This window comes from Kitasatospora sp. NPDC048662 (genome assembly GCF_055587065.1).
The window spans coordinates 811,641-824,894 of the sequence record NZ_JBVJHA010000001.1 but is presented as its reverse complement, the minus strand read 5'-3'; the positions used below and the strand labels follow the sequence as shown (position 1 = coordinate 824,894).

General features: G+C 70.3%; 9 protein-coding genes, 1 tRNA gene and 1 pseudogene. 7 read left to right on the top strand and 4 right to left on the bottom strand.

The window, feature by feature from the left end; genetic code table 11:
- Positions 1-124 precede the first annotated feature (124 nt).
- Positions 125-715 (bottom strand): nucleotide exchange factor GrpE, encoded by a 591-nt coding sequence (gene grpE / locus ACZ6R9_RS04010; RefSeq protein ID WP_380486206.1) that lies wholly within the window; start codon positions 713-715, stop codon positions 125-127.
- Positions 712-2,559, bottom strand: coding sequence for a molecular chaperone DnaK (dnaK, locus tag ACZ6R9_RS04005; protein WP_465536388.1), 1,848 nt, complete (start codon positions 2,557-2,559; stop codon positions 712-714). The genes grpE and dnaK overlap by 4 nt, the downstream gene beginning before the upstream one ends.
- A gap of 327 nt (positions 2,560-2,886) precedes the next feature.
- On the opposite strand from dnaK, the gene ACZ6R9_RS04000 reads away from it, so the two are divergent.
- From ACZ6R9_RS04000 to ACZ6R9_RS03985, 4 genes and pseudogenes are all read left to right on the top strand, one after another.
- Positions 2,887-5,100 (top strand): (Fe-S)-binding protein, encoded by a 2,214-nt coding sequence (locus ACZ6R9_RS04000; protein ID WP_380486210.1) that lies wholly within the window; start codon positions 2,887-2,889, stop codon positions 5,098-5,100.
- A 385-nt stretch (positions 5,101-5,485) separates the two neighbouring features.
- Positions 5,486-6,559 (top strand): annotated as a pseudogene (manB, locus tag ACZ6R9_RS03995) (mannose-1-phosphate guanylyltransferase); the annotation flags it as partial.
- 236 nt (positions 6,560-6,795) lie between these two features.
- Positions 6,796-7,761 (top strand): Yip1 family protein, encoded by a 966-nt coding sequence (locus ACZ6R9_RS03990; protein WP_465536385.1) that lies wholly within the window; start codon positions 6,796-6,798, stop codon positions 7,759-7,761.
- Positions 7,762-7,856: 95 nt separating this feature from the next.
- Positions 7,857-8,750: a metal-dependent hydrolase gene (locus ACZ6R9_RS03985; protein WP_465536383.1), complete on the top strand. Its 894-nt coding sequence runs from the start codon at positions 7,857-7,859 to the stop codon at positions 8,748-8,750.
- Between the two features lie 83 nt (positions 8,751-8,833).
- On the opposite strand, the gene dcd is transcribed toward ACZ6R9_RS03985, so the two are convergent.
- Positions 8,834-9,409 carry a dCTP deaminase gene (gene dcd / locus ACZ6R9_RS03980; RefSeq protein WP_380486216.1) on the bottom strand — a complete coding sequence of 192 codons (576 nt, stop codon included), beginning with the start codon at positions 9,407-9,409 and terminating at the stop codon, positions 8,834-8,836.
- A 450-nt stretch (positions 9,410-9,859) separates the two neighbouring features.
- On the opposite strand from dcd, the gene ACZ6R9_RS03975 reads away from it, so the two are divergent.
- Positions 9,860-9,933 (top strand) — tRNA-Gly (locus tag ACZ6R9_RS03975).
- Between the two features lie 401 nt (positions 9,934-10,334).
- Here the strand turns inward: ACZ6R9_RS03975 and ACZ6R9_RS03970 are convergent.
- Positions 10,335-11,216 (bottom strand): M4 family metallopeptidase, encoded by an 882-nt coding sequence (locus tag ACZ6R9_RS03970; protein WP_465536381.1) that lies wholly within the window; start codon positions 11,214-11,216, stop codon positions 10,335-10,337.
- A gap of 448 nt (positions 11,217-11,664) precedes the next feature.
- On the opposite strand from ACZ6R9_RS03970, the gene ACZ6R9_RS03965 reads away from it, so the two are divergent.
- Complete coding sequence (locus ACZ6R9_RS03965; RefSeq protein WP_465536379.1) at positions 11,665-12,666, top strand: cytochrome P450 family protein; 1,002 nt, start codon at positions 11,665-11,667, stop codon at positions 12,664-12,666.
- Positions 12,667-12,768: 102 nt separating this feature from the next.
- Positions 12,769-13,242: a hypothetical protein gene (locus ACZ6R9_RS03960; protein WP_465536377.1), complete on the top strand. Its 474-nt coding sequence runs from the start codon at positions 12,769-12,771 to the stop codon at positions 13,240-13,242.
- Positions 13,243-13,254 lie beyond the last annotated feature (12 nt).

Here is a 13,254-nt window from a genome sequence, read left to right as displayed (position 1 = left end):
CCTCCCGTAATCAATCCTGAAGTCTGTTGGTGAAGCGTGCTGTTGTGCAGAGCCGTAATACGGCGCTGCGGAGCCGGCCGCCGTACTGGACGACGTACGACTCCGCAGCGCTCAGGGACTCTACTCAGCTGTCGGACGAGCCGTCAGCCTTGTCGCCGTCCGGTTCGCCGGCGGTCTGGGTGCCCGGCTGGGGCTCCGCGACCGCGACCATCGCCGGGCGGATGATCCGCTCGCCGATCCGGTACCCGGGCTGGAGGATCTGCACGCAGGTGTCCTCCGTGACGTCCGACGAGTAGCTGTGCATCAGCGCCTCGTGGATGGTCGGGTCGAAGGGCTCGCCCTCCTTGCCGAACTGCTGCAGCCCGAGCTTGGCGACGACCGTCTCCAGCGACTCGGCGACGGACTTGAAGCCACCCGTCACCTCGCCGTGCTCGCGGGCCCGGCCGATGTCGTCCAGCACCGGGATCAGCGACTCCACGATGCTGGAGACCGCGATCTCCCGGACGGTGGCCCGGTCGCGCTCGACCCGCTTGCGGTAGTTCTGGTACTCCGCCTGGAGACGCTGAAGGTCGGCGGTGCGTTCAACGGCCTCGCGCTTGGCGGCGGCCAGCTCCTCGGCACCCGCGCCCGCGACAGCCTCTTCGGCGGCCTTCAGCACGGCTTCCTCGGCGGCGGAGTCGTCGCCGGGCTGCTCGCCCTGCGGCTTCTCCGTCATGCCACACCGCCCTTGGGCTTCTCGTCGTCGACGATCTCGGCGTCGACCACGTCGTCGTCCTTGGCGCCGGCCTCGCCGGCACCGGCCGCACCGGTGGCCGCACCCGCGCCGTCGGCCTGCGCGTACAGCGCCGCGCCGAGCTTCTGGGCGGTGGTGGAGACCTTCTCGGTGGCGGTGCGGATGGCCGCGATGTCCTCGCCCTTGAGGGCTTCCTTGAGCTCGCCGATGGCGGACTCGACCTCGGTCTTGACGTCGGCCGGGAGCTTGTCGGCGTTGTCGGCGATGAACTTCTCGGTCGAGTAGACGAGCTGCTCGCCCTGGTTGCGGGTCTCCACGGCCTCGCGGCGCTTGTGGTCCTCCTCCGCGTAGCGCTCGGCCTCCTCGCGCATGCGGTTGACCTCGTCCTTCGGCAGCGAGGAGCCGCCGGTGACGGTCATCTTCTGCTCCTTGCCGGTGCCGAGGTCCTTCGCGGCCACGTGCATGATGCCGTTGGCGTCGATGTCGAAGGTGACCTCGATCTGCGGCAGGCCGCGAGGGGCCGGCGGCAGGCCGGTCAGCTCGAACATGCCGAGCTTCTTGTTGTACGCCGCGATCTCGCGCTCGCCCTGGTAGACCTGGATCTGCACGGAGGGCTGGTTGTCCTCGGCGGTGGTGAAGATCTCGGAGCGCTTGGTCGGGATCGTGGTGTTGCGCTCGATCAGCTTCGTCATGATGCCGCCCTTGGTCTCGATGCCCAGGGACAGCGGGGTGACGTCGAGCAGCAGGACGTCCTTGACCTCGCCCTTCAGCACACCGGCCTGCAGGGAGGCGCCGATGGCGACGACCTCGTCCGGGTTGACGCCCTTGTTGGCGTCCTTGCCGCCGGTCAGCTCCTTGACGAGCTCGGCGACGGCCGGCATACGGGTGGAGCCACCGACCAGGACCACGTGGTCGATCTCGGACAGCTGGATGCCGGCGTCCTTGATGACGTTGTGGAACGGAACCTTGCAGCGGTCCAGCAGGTCGGCGGTCAGCTGCTGGAACTGGGAGCGGGTGAGCTTCTCGTCCAGGTGCAGCGGGCCCTCGGCGGAGGCCGTGATGTAGGGCAGGTTGATCGAGGTCTCCGAGGAGGAGGACAGCTCGATCTTGGCCTTCTCGGCAGCTTCGCGCAGACGCTGGACGGCCATCTTGTCCTTGGACAGGTCGACACCGTGGCCGGACTGGAAGACCTTCACCAGGTGGTCGACGACGCGCTGGTCCCAGTCGTCACCGCCGAGGTGGTTGTCACCGTTGGTGGCCTTGACCTCGACCACGCCGTCGCCGATCTCCAGCAGCGACACGTCGAAGGTGCCACCACCGAGGTCGAAGACCAGGATGGTCTGGTCGTCCTTGTCCAGGCCGTAGGCCAGGGCGGCGGCGGTCGGCTCGTTGACGATGCGCAGGACGTTCAGGCCCGCGATCTCGCCGGCCTCCTTGGTGGCCTGGCGCTCGGAGTCGTTGAAGTACGCCGGGACGGTGATGACGGCGTCGGTGACCGTCTCGCCCAGGTAGGCCTCGGCGTCCCGCTTGAGCTTCTGCAGGACGAAGGCGGAGATCTGCTGCGGCGTGAAGTCCTTGCCGTCGATGCCGATCTTCCAGTCGGTGCCCATGTGGCGCTTGACCGAACGGATGGTCCGGTCGACGTTGGTGACCGCCTGGCGCTTGGCGACCTCGCCGACGAGCACCTCGCCGTTCTTGGCGAAGGCGACGACGGACGGCGTGGTCCGAGCACCCTCGGCGTTGGTGATGACCGTGGGCTCACCGCCCTCAAGAACACTGACGACGGAGTTCGTCGTACCGAGGTCGATGCCGACCGCGCGTGCCATCGTGAATACCTCCGGGGAGAAGTTGAGCAGTACAGGCTCAAGGATGCATGAGGGATCCGGAACCGTCAACAGCTTTGAGTCGATGAAGCTCAACTTTACTGAGCGCTTATCTCGTGACCCGCTCCGAGCAGGGCTCGGAGCTGCTCCGGACGGGTGAGTCTGGGCTTAGTGACTGCCGCCATACCTTGAACATCTTCTGGGCGGGTGCTAACGCGCGGTAATGTCCGGCGCGTCACCCCTGAAAGTTACCGACCAGTACACTCTTGGGGGGAGACTTGGAAAGGCTGGGGAGAACCCGGACCGGAAGCCGCTGAAGACGGAGAGCCGATGCAGCTAGCAGCGATCGTCATCTCGCTGGTCACCTTCGTGATCGGCACCGCGCTCGCCGCCCGGGCGGCGCTGTACATCTACAAGGTGGTGCGCACCGGCTCCGCCGACAGCACCCGATTCGGGCAGCCCGCGCAGCGCGTGGCCACCGTGGCCAAGGAGTTCCTCGGCCACACCCGGATGAACAAGTGGGGCGTGGTCGGCGTCGCCCACTGGTTCGTCGCGGTCGGCTTCTTCTCGCTGATCCTCACCCTGGTCAACGCCTTCGGCCAGCTCTTCGACGCCGACTTCGCGCTGCCGGTCATCGGCCACTGGCTGGTGTGGAACATCTTCGTCGAGCTGATCGGCACCCTGACCACGCTGGGCATCGCCACCCTGATCGTGATCCGCCTGCTCAGCCTGCCGTCCCGGTCCGGCCGCAAGTCCCGGTTCGCCGGCTCGATCGCCTGGCAGGCGTTCTACGTCGAGTACACGATCCTCGGCATCGGCATCTGCATCATGATGCTGCGCGGTCTGGAAGGCGCCCTCGAAGGCGTCACCTCCTACGACCCGACGTACCTGATCTCGTACCCGATCGTCGCCGCGTTCCAGGGCACCGCCCACGGCACCCTGGTCAACCTGATCTACCTGTTCGCGATGCTGAAGATCTGCATCTCGTTCGCCTGGGCCATCACCATCGGCATCAACCCGTCGATGGGTGTCGCCTGGCACCGCTTCCTGGGCTTCTTCAACATCTACTTCAAGCGCGAGGATGACGGCGGCACCGCGCTGGGCGCCCTGCGCCCGATGACCAGCAACGGCGCCCCGATCGATTTCGAGGACCCGGCCGACGACGCGGTGTTCGGCGTCTCGCAGGTCGAGCACTTCTCCTGGAAGGGCATCCTCGACTTCTCCACCTGCACCGAGTGCGGCCGCTGCCAGTCGCAGTGCCCCGCCTGGAACACCGGCAAGCCGCTGTCGCCCAAGCTGCTGATCATGAGCCTGCGCGAGCACGCCTTCGCCAAGGCCCCCTACCTGCTCGCCGGTGGCGGGAAGGACATGGAAGGTGCCGAGAAGGCCTCCAGCGAGCAGCTCGCCGGCGTGTCCGCCGAGGCCCTCGCCGAGGCCGAGCGCCCGCTGATCGGCACCGCCGAAGAGGGCGGCGTCATCGACCCGGACGTGCTGTGGTCCTGCACCACCTGCGGCGCCTGCGTCGAGCAGTGCCCGGTCGACATCGAGCACGTCGACCACATCGTCGACATGCGCCGCTACCAGGTGATGATCGAGAGCAGCTTCCCGACCGAGGCCGGGACGATGCTCAAGAACCTGGAGAACAAGGGCAACCCGTGGGGCCTGGCCACCAAGGCGCGCCTGGACTGGGTCAAGGAGCTGAAGAAGGAGACCGGCATCGAGGTGCCGGTGATCGGCGAGGACATCGACCCCGCCGAGGTCGAGTACCTGTACTGGGTCGGCTGCGCCGGCGCCCTGGAGGACCGGGCGAAGAAGACCACCAAGGCCTTCGCCGAGCTGCTGCACACCGCGGGCGTCAAGTTCGCGATCCTCGGCAAGGAGGAGACCTGCACGGGTGACTCCCCGCGCCGCCTCGGCAACGAGTTCCTGTTCCAGATGCTCGGCGCGCAGAACGTCGAGACCCTGAACGCCGCGCTGGAGGACGCGCCGACCAAGCGGATCGTCGCCACCTGCCCGCACTGCTTCAACACCATCGCCAACGAGTACCCGCAGCTCGGCGGCCACTTCGAGGTCATCCACCACACCCAGCTGCTGCAGCACCTGATCGACGAGGGCAAGCTGCTGCCGGTCAACCCGGTGGAAGGCCTGATCACCTACCACGACCCGTGCTACCTCGGCCGGCACAACAAGGTCTACACCCCGCCGCGCGAGATCATCGGCAAGGTGCCCGGCCTGCGCAACGAGGAGATGCACCGCCACAAGGAGCGCGGCTTCTGCTGCGGCGCCGGCGGCGCGCGGATGTGGATGGAGGAGCGGATCGGCAAGCGGATCAACACCGAGCGCGTGGACGAGGCGCTGTCCCTCAACCCGGACATCGTCTCCACCGCCTGCCCGTTCTGCCTGGTGATGCTCTCCGACTCGGTCAACGGCAAGAAGAACGAGGGTGCCGCCAAGGAGCACCTGAAGGTCGTGGACGTCGCCCAGCTGCTGCTGGAGTCGGTCAAGGCCACCCCCGCCGCCGAGGCGGAGCCCGTCCAGGCCTGACGCCACCCCACTCCCCGGACCCCGGACGCCCGTTGCGGCTCCGGGGTCCGGGCGTTCGGGCCACCGCCGCCCGCGACGGGCCCGCCGACCGCGCACGGCGACACCGGCGGCCGGGCGGACAGTGGCAGCCCCGACCGGCGGAACCGACGCCCGAACGGCCGCCGAACGTTCCTGGCTGCTGCCCCAAGGCGTGCCCCCGCCCGCACACCTGCCCGGCGGGGGCAGTGGGTTTGACACGCTGTTCGAGCAAATAGAGTATGCGGCGGGGCCGGGAAATAGCCGGTTCCGTCGAAGGCCGCCTTGGGTTGGCCCGACACAGTCACCGAGCGAGCGCACCGGACCCTGTCGAGCCGGGCCGCCGGAATCTGACCAGGGGAGATAGGACATGACCGAGGCGATCATGTTGGTCGGCGGCAAGGGCACCCGGCTGCGCCCGTTGACCACGCACACGCCGAAGCCCATGCTGCCCGTGGCCGGCGTCCCGTTCATCGCCCACCAGCTGGCCCGTGCCGCCGCCGCCGGCGTCACCCGCGTCGTGCTCGCCACCTCGTACCTGGCCGACGTCTTCGTCGACCACTTCAAGGACGGCAGCCCGTACGGCCTCGAACTGGTCTACCTCACCGAGGACGAGCCGCTCGGCACCGGTGGCGCCATCCGCAACGCCGCGGCCGGTCTGACCTGCGGCCCCGACGAGCCGGTGCTGATCTTCAACGGCGACATCCTGTCCGGCCTGGACATCGCCGCCCTGCGCGAGGAGCACACCGCCTCCGGTGCCGACGTCACCCTGCACCTCACCCGAGTGGCGGACCCGCGCGCCTTCGGTCTGGTGCCGACCGACGAGAACGGCCGGGTGCTCGCCTTCCTGGAGAAGCCCGAGACCCCCGAGCAGATCGTCACCGACCAGATCAACGCCGGCTGCTACGTCTTCACCCGCTCGGTGATCGACCGCATCCCGACCGGCCGCGAGGTCTCCGTCGAGCGCGAGACCTTCCCCGAACTGCTCGCCACCGGCGCCCTGCTGCGCGGCGTCGTCGACACCTCGTACTGGCTGGACCTCGGCACCCCCGCCGCGTTCGTCCGCGGCTCCGCCGACCTGGTGCTCGGCAAGGTCGACTCCCCGGCCGTCCCCGGCCCGACCGGCGAGGCCCTGCTGCTGACCGGCTCGCACGTCGACCCGGCCGCCGTGCTCAGCTCCGGCACCGTGGTCTCCGCGGACGCCGAGATCGCCGCCGGCGCCATCGTCGAGGGCAGCGTGGTGCTCCAGGGCGCCCGGATCAAGGCCGGCGCGTACGTCAAGGACTCCATCGTCGGCGCCTTCGCCGAGATCGGTGAGCGCTGCTCGCTGGACGGCGTGGTGATCGGCGACGGCGCCGTCCTGGAGGCCGAGAACGAGCTCTCCAACGGCCTGCGGATCGCCTGCGGCACCCGCCTGCCGATCGGCGCCGTGCGCCGCTCCGCCGGCCCCGGCGGCTGCGAGGCCGGCCTGAGCAACGCCGCCGCGGTGCACGCGCCCGGCACCCGCGTCGCCGGCTGACCTCCTACGGCCCCGCACGGCCGCGCCCTCGGCAGACCCGCCGACGGCGCGGCCGTGCGCCGTTTCCGGGCCCGCGCGGCCGCGTCACAGGACGGCTGCAATCCGGTCGCACCGTCATGATCACCCGGCCAGGGGTCGGCCGTTGCGGGTACCGTCGTGCCGTGGCTGGCAATCGACACGACGACGGACGGGGAGCCGACCCCCGGCGCTGGACGGCACCCCAACCGGGCACCCCGCAGAGTGACCCGTACCGCGGTGCGCCCACCGGCGGCCCCGAGTACTTCACCGCCCCGACCCCCGGCTACCCCGCCCCGAGCCCGGGTTACCCCGCCCCGCCCGCGCACCCCGGCGACCAGCCCGGTCACACCAGGGCCTTCGCGATCGGCGAGCAGCCGTACGACGACGGGGCCCACCAGGGGGCGTACGGCGCCCCGTACGACCCGTACGGTGGCGCGAACGCCGGGGCGGACGGCTACTACCAGCAGCAGTACGACCAGCAGTACGACCAGCAGGGCGGCTACCCGGTCGAGGACAACGTCGCCGTCTACCGGGCCGGCGGGCAGGCCGCGCCGCACCTCGGCGGGCCCCGGCTGCCCTGGCGGGAGCTGCTCGCCGGGATCTACCGCCGCCCGAGCGCCACCTTCGACCGGATGCGCGACCACCAGGTGTGGCTGCCCGCGCTGAGCGTGTCGCTGCTGTACGGCGTGCTCGCGGTGTTCGCCCTCGACAGCACCTACGACGAGGTGGTGCACTCCACCTTCGCGGTCGCACTGTGGGCGATCGCCGCGGCCGCGGTCGGCTTCACAGTGGCGGGCGGCATCCTCAGCGCCGTCACCTACGCGCTGGCCCGGCAGTTCGGCGGCGACGGGCCCTGGCAGTCGACGATCGGACTGGCCGTCCTCGTCAGCTGGACCACCGACGTCCCGCGGCTGCTGCTCGCGCTGTTCCTGCCCGCCGACAACCTGGTGGTACAGGCGGTCGGCTGGGCGACCTGGGTGGGCTGCGCGGCGCTGCTGACCATCCTGGTGAGGCGGATCCACGACCTGCCCTGGGGCAAGGCGGCCGGCGCGGCGGCGGTGCAGCTGATCGCGCTGCTGGTGCTGATCAAGCTGCCCACGCTGGGCTGAGCCCCGATCGCCGCGGAGCCCCGGCCGTCCGGATGGTGGGATTTTTGTAGGGTGGGGTGTTCGGCCCACCCTCAGATCCCGTCCGGAGCCCGCGCATGAGCCTGCCCACCACCCACGTCAGCTTCCCGGCCGGGGCGGTGACCGGCGCCTCGCCGATCCTCGCCGTGCACACCCTGCCGGACGGGCGCACCGCCGTGGTCACCGAGGCCACCCCGTTCCACCCGGTCGACCACACCTGGCCCGACCAGCCTGCCGACCTCGGCACCCTCACCGTTGACGGCGCCACGCACCCGGTTGTCGACTGCCTCACCGGCGGCCACGGCCCGGCCGGCGAGTTCGCGGCCGGCGCCGACATTCCGGTCCGGCGCGGCGACGAGGACTGGTCCTGGCTGGTGCTGCACGTGCTGCCCGCCGGCGCGCTCGGCCCGGAGGCCGTCGGACACACCGCCGAACTCGCCGTCGATGCCGAGCGCCGCGCGCTGCTGTCCGCCGCGCACACCGGCTGCCACCTGCTGGCGCTCGCCCTGAACGCCGCGCTCGCGCCGCGCTGGCGCAAGGACCCGGGCCGCGCCGACGCCTTCGGCCACCCGGACTTCGACAGCCTCGCCATGGACACCTCGGTGATGGACACCGAAGCCAGCACCGACACCTACCGGATCGGCAAGTCGCTGAAGAAGAAGGGCTTCACCGTCGACGCCACCGAGGAACTCCCCTCCCTCGCCGACGCGCTGCCCGCCCTCACCGAGGACGTCAACGCCCGCCTGGCCGCCTGGGTCGCCGCCGACGCGGCCGTCCGGATCGACGTCCCCGGCCCCGAACTCACCGCCCGCCGCCGCTGGCACGCCGAGCTCCCGGACGGCGCCGCGGAGATTCCCTGCGGCGGCACCCACCTCCACCACCTCGGCGAACTCGCCGAGCTGCGCACCGAGTTGACGCTCTCCGCGGACGGCACCGAGCTGGTCGCCCGGACCAGCCCCAAGCGCGCCTGACCCCGCGCCCCGCACATGGCGAGGGCCGGCCCCGAACTGCGGGGCCGGCCCTCCTTGCTGTCCGTGCGCTCTGCTGAAGCGGCTCAGACCTCGGTGCGGTGGAAGTTCAGGAACGACCGCGACGGCGTCGGGCCGCGCTGACCCTGGTAGCGGGAGCCATAACGCTCCGAGCCGTACGGGTGCTCGGCCGGCGAGGAGAGCCGGAACAGGCACAGCTGGCCGATCTTCATCCCCGGGTACAGCTTGATCGGCAGCGTCGCCACGTTCGACAGCTCCAGCGTCACATGGCCGCTGAAACCCGGGTCGATGAAGCCCGCGGTCGAGTGCGTCAGCAGGCCGAGCCGGCCCAGGCTGGACTTGCCCTCCAGCCGCGAAGCAACGTCGTCCGGCAGCGTGATCACCTCGTAGGTGGACGCCAGCACGAACTCGCCCGGGTGCAGGATGAACGCGTCATCGCCCTCCGGCTCCACCAGCCGGGTCAGGTCCGGCTGCTCCTCGGAGGGGTCGATGTGCGGGTAGCGGTGGTTCTCGAAAACCCGGAAGAACCGGTCGAGGCGGACGTCGATGCTCGACGGCTGGACCATCGCCGGCTCGAACGGGTCGATGACGACCCGCCCCTTGTCGATCTCGCTACGGATGTCATTGTCGGAGAGCAGCACGCCCCCGAGGGTACGTGCCACGGGCGGGCCACCCAAAAGCACCCGCCCCGCGGACCTGCCCCGACCGCCGCCCGGACCGGCGGCCGCACCGTCTACGCCCGCAGCCCGCGCGACAGTTGGGCCGCCGACAGCTCCGACACATCGGCCCGCACCGAACTCCGCAACCGCCCGCACCGCGGACACCGCAACAACCGCCCCGGCCCCAGCCGCCCCGCCTGCAACTGCTGCATCGGAAACGCCACCGTCCCGAACAGATGCCCCTCCGCACAACGAACCAGAGTGCGCTGCTCCATCGGTCCCCTTCCCACACATCCGCCGAAAGCCGTCACATTAGGGGACCAACCGGACACCCCCCCACCAGGCTCGCCGCCACCCCGAACCCTGCACTCCCACCCCACTCGATGGGGTACAGTGGTGCTTGATCGATCCGTCCCTGACGGGTCATCAGCTGCGGGCGTAGTTTAATGGTAGAACATGAGCTTCCCAAGCTTAGAGCGCGAGTTCGATTCTCGTCGCCCGCTCCAGCAGAAAGCCCCAGGCCAAATGGCCTGGGGCTTTTTTGTTGTCCGATTTGGATTTTTGGGCCATGGGCTTGGCTCGGGGTGTCGCGGGCTTTCGGGGGGTGGACCTGCGGCCGAGCCGCATGCCGCTCCTGGCTGGGAACTTGTGCCCTGATCCGGCCCTTGGCGAGCGGGGTGAACGCGGCCTGGTCGTAGGTGCGCATGAATAGCGCGCGAGTGGTTCAGCGGGCTTGCCGCCGTCGGCGAGGACGACAATCTCCCACCCCGCCGTGCCGCCGGCCGCCCCGGGAGCTGCGGCTGCTGGGGCCGGAGTGGCACATGAAGTTCTGGCAGTACTGCGACAGCATCTGGGGCAAGCAGGAGTACTGCGTGCAGACCCCGGCCCCCACCCCGACGGGGGGAGGTCAGAGGACGCCGACGGTTTTCCAGGCGGTGTTGACGGCGTCCAGTTCGGTTCCGGTGCCGTAGAGCTCTTCGGCGACGGTCGCGGTGAGCTTGGCGAAGTCGGTGAAGGTGGCCTCGTTGGAGAGCTTGCCGCCGGTGGCGGCGTCGTACCAGATCCGGCCCGCCTTCTCCCAGGCGTTGCCGCCGATGGCGGTGGCGGTGAGGTGGAAGGCGCGGTTGGGGATGCCCGAGTTGATGTGCACGCCGCCGTTGTCGCGGTAGATCGGCATGTCGTGGTAGTCGTTCGTGTGGGCCACCTGTGGGTCCTTGCCGAGCTTGTCGTCGTCGTAGGCGGTGCCGGGAGCGGCCAGTGAGCGCAGGGCCTTGCCCTTGACGCCCGGGGCGAGCATCCCCAGCCCGAGGAGCCAGTCGGCCTGGTCGGCGCTCTGGCCGAGTGCGTACTGCTTGACGAGGGAGGCGAAGACGTCGGCGATGGACACGGCGAGCGCGCCGGGGTCCTTGACGGACAGGAGTAGCGGGGCGGTGATCTGCTGGGCCAGGCCCGCCGCGACGACGTCGAGGATCTCGTGCGGGCGCAGTCGGAACAGTTCGCCGTCGCCGTCGCCGAGGACGAACCGCTCGCCGTCCCAGAAGGCGTTGGCGAACTTCTCGCGGTAGTGGACGGTCACCCGCAGCGGGCTGCCCTTGCCGTCGATGGAGTTCCTGCCGTACACCTCGCGGAAGAAGTCGAAGGTGCTGCCGAGCGCGTCGTAGACGCTGTTGACCAGTTCGTCCGTGCTCGGGTCGTCGCCCTCCGAGCGCACCAGGGTGCCGGGCAGGGTGTCCTTGTTTCCGGCGTCGTGGATTTCGCGGTGGACGGCGGGGGTGTCTTCGGTTTCCATACGATCCAGTGTCGGTAGCGGCAGGTCCGGCCGCCGTGGTTTCGGCGTTTTCCGATCTCGTGTCCTGGTTCGCGTGGTAGGGCCGGGATGGTGTGCGGGCCGGACATCGGCAGTGCGTCCGGTAGTTGACGTCATGGCACCTTGATCCGGCCTGTAAAGGAACTACAACGGATCAGCGCTGATCAGGCGGCCGGAGATGGCATATGTCCACTGTGGGGCGGGCGCGGCGAAGGCGAACAGGTCCGGCATCGGCGGCCCCGCGCCCGGGGTGCGGTGAGGTGGCTTGCGGGGCCCGGGGATTCATGCGGTCGGTTCAGAAGGAGACGAGGGGTGATGGTGCATCAAGTAGTGCTAGGAAGACGGGAGTTCCGCTCCGGTGTGGCGATGGGTGCGCGGGTGGCATGCGCGGTCGGCCGAGGTGTGCGCCTGTGAGGAGGAGGCCGGGGCGATGGACGTACGACTTCACGAGGCGATGGCGGGGTGTCCGGTCCAGGGTGGGCGGGTGCCGCTGTACGGGCCCGAGTTCGCCGCCGATCCGCAGGGGTACTACGAGCGGTTGCGGCGGTTCGGGGCGGCGGCGCCGGTGGAGTTGGCGCCCGGGGTGGAGGCCACGCTGGTCACCGACTACGCGACCGCCGAGCAGGCCGCCCAGATGCTGTTCGGTGCGGTCGGCGAACTCGTCGCGCTCAAGCGGGAGCGGCCGGGCGACGATGTGGCCAGCTGGCTGATGGGGCATCACCAGCGCTTCACGGACGAGGAGATGGTCCACCAGCTGGCCCTGATGCTGGGCGCCGGGGCCGAACGGCTCGGCAACCTGATCGGCAACACCCTGCACCGGCGGCTCACCGACGACACCTACCTCAAGGGCGGCGGTCTCACCGACGAGGCGATCGACGACACTCTGTGGGACAACCCGCCGATCACCAACCTGGCGCCGCACTACCCGGTGACGGACCTGAACCTCGGTGGGCAGCGGGTGCGGGCCGGCGATCTGGTGCTGGTCGGCTTCGCCGCCGCCAACACCGGCCCGGAGCTGGTTGCGCAGCGCCAGGCCGGCAGTCGCGCCTACCTGTCGTGGAGTGCCGGGCCGCACGCCTGCCCGTCCAAGGACCCGGCGCTGCACATCACCATGACCGCGCTGGACAACCTGTTGCAGCTGCCGGATCTCGAACTGGCCGTCCCGGCAGCCTTGTTGAGCTGGCGCCCGGGCCCGTTCAACCGTGCGTTGGCCGCCCTGCCGGGCCGGTTCACGCCGCGGGAGCCAATGCCGCGGGAGCCGGCGGCACGAGAGTCAATGGTGCGAGAGCCAATGGCGCGGGAGCCGATGCCGCCGGTGGCGGTGGCGGTGGCGGTGGCGGTGGCGGTGGAACCGGAACCGGCTCCGAAGCAGGAGGCGCCCGCCGGAAGGCCCGGCCGCTGGAGCCAGTTCCTCAACTGGCTGACCGGCTGAGCCGGCCGCCCTCCCGTCCTCCCTTGCCCGGCGCGAACGGCCCGGCCACACTTGCCGTCGGGCCGGAGCGCCCGCTCCCGCAGCGGGTGCAGCCCCGTCCAGGTGCTTCCCCGGCTGCTCGCCGGGCCCGCGCTGGACCGCGCCGACGGGGAGATTCGCCCCCTGGCCGGGGGTGTGCTGGCGGTCGGCGACGAGCTGCACCGCCGGATGGCCGAACCCTCCGAAGGCCCGGCGGCTCGTCAACTGGCCGCCGTCTACGAGACCTTGTACGCCGCTGCGGCCTTCCTGCTGCTCTGGGAGGCCGGCCAGGTGGCCGGGCAGCTGTGGCTGCACGCCGCTCTGCGTGGCCTGCTGGTCCGCCTGCACCGCCTGCACCGCCTGCACCGCCTGCACCGCCTGCACTGCCTGCACCGCCTGCACTGCCTGCACCGCCTGCACCGCCTGGTCGGCGAGCCGCCGCCGGCCCTCGGCGCGTACCCGGCCGAGGAGTCGCTGGCGGCCGAACTCCACGCCGGTGCCCCGTTGTTCCCGTTCCGGGCCGGCGCCCGGATCGGTGTGCCGACGAGTGCGGCATGACGGTGTGTGCCC

What these genes read in the sequence shown, in the direction of transcription:
- ACZ6R9_RS04000 (WP_380486210.1), top strand. Translation starts at nt 2,887, where the DNA reads ATGCAGCTAGCAGCGATCGTCATCTCGCTGGTCACCTTCGTGATCGGC.
- ACZ6R9_RS03965 (WP_465536379.1), top strand. Translation starts at nt 11,665, where the DNA reads ATGGACGTACGACTTCACGAGGCGATGGCGGGGTGTCCGGTCCAGGGT.
- ACZ6R9_RS03985 (WP_465536383.1), top strand. Translation starts at nt 7,857, where the DNA reads ATGAGCCTGCCCACCACCCACGTCAGCTTCCCGGCCGGGGCGGTGACC.
- grpE (WP_380486206.1), bottom strand. Translation starts at nt 715, where the DNA reads ATGACGGAGAAGCCGCAGGGCGAGCAGCCCGGCGACGACTCCGCCGCC.
- ACZ6R9_RS03970 (WP_465536381.1), bottom strand. Translation starts at nt 11,216, where the DNA reads ATGGAAACCGAAGACACCCCCGCCGTCCACCGCGAAATCCACGACGCC.
- dnaK (WP_465536388.1), bottom strand. Translation starts at nt 2,559, where the DNA reads ATGGCACGCGCGGTCGGCATCGACCTCGGTACGACGAACTCCGTCGTC.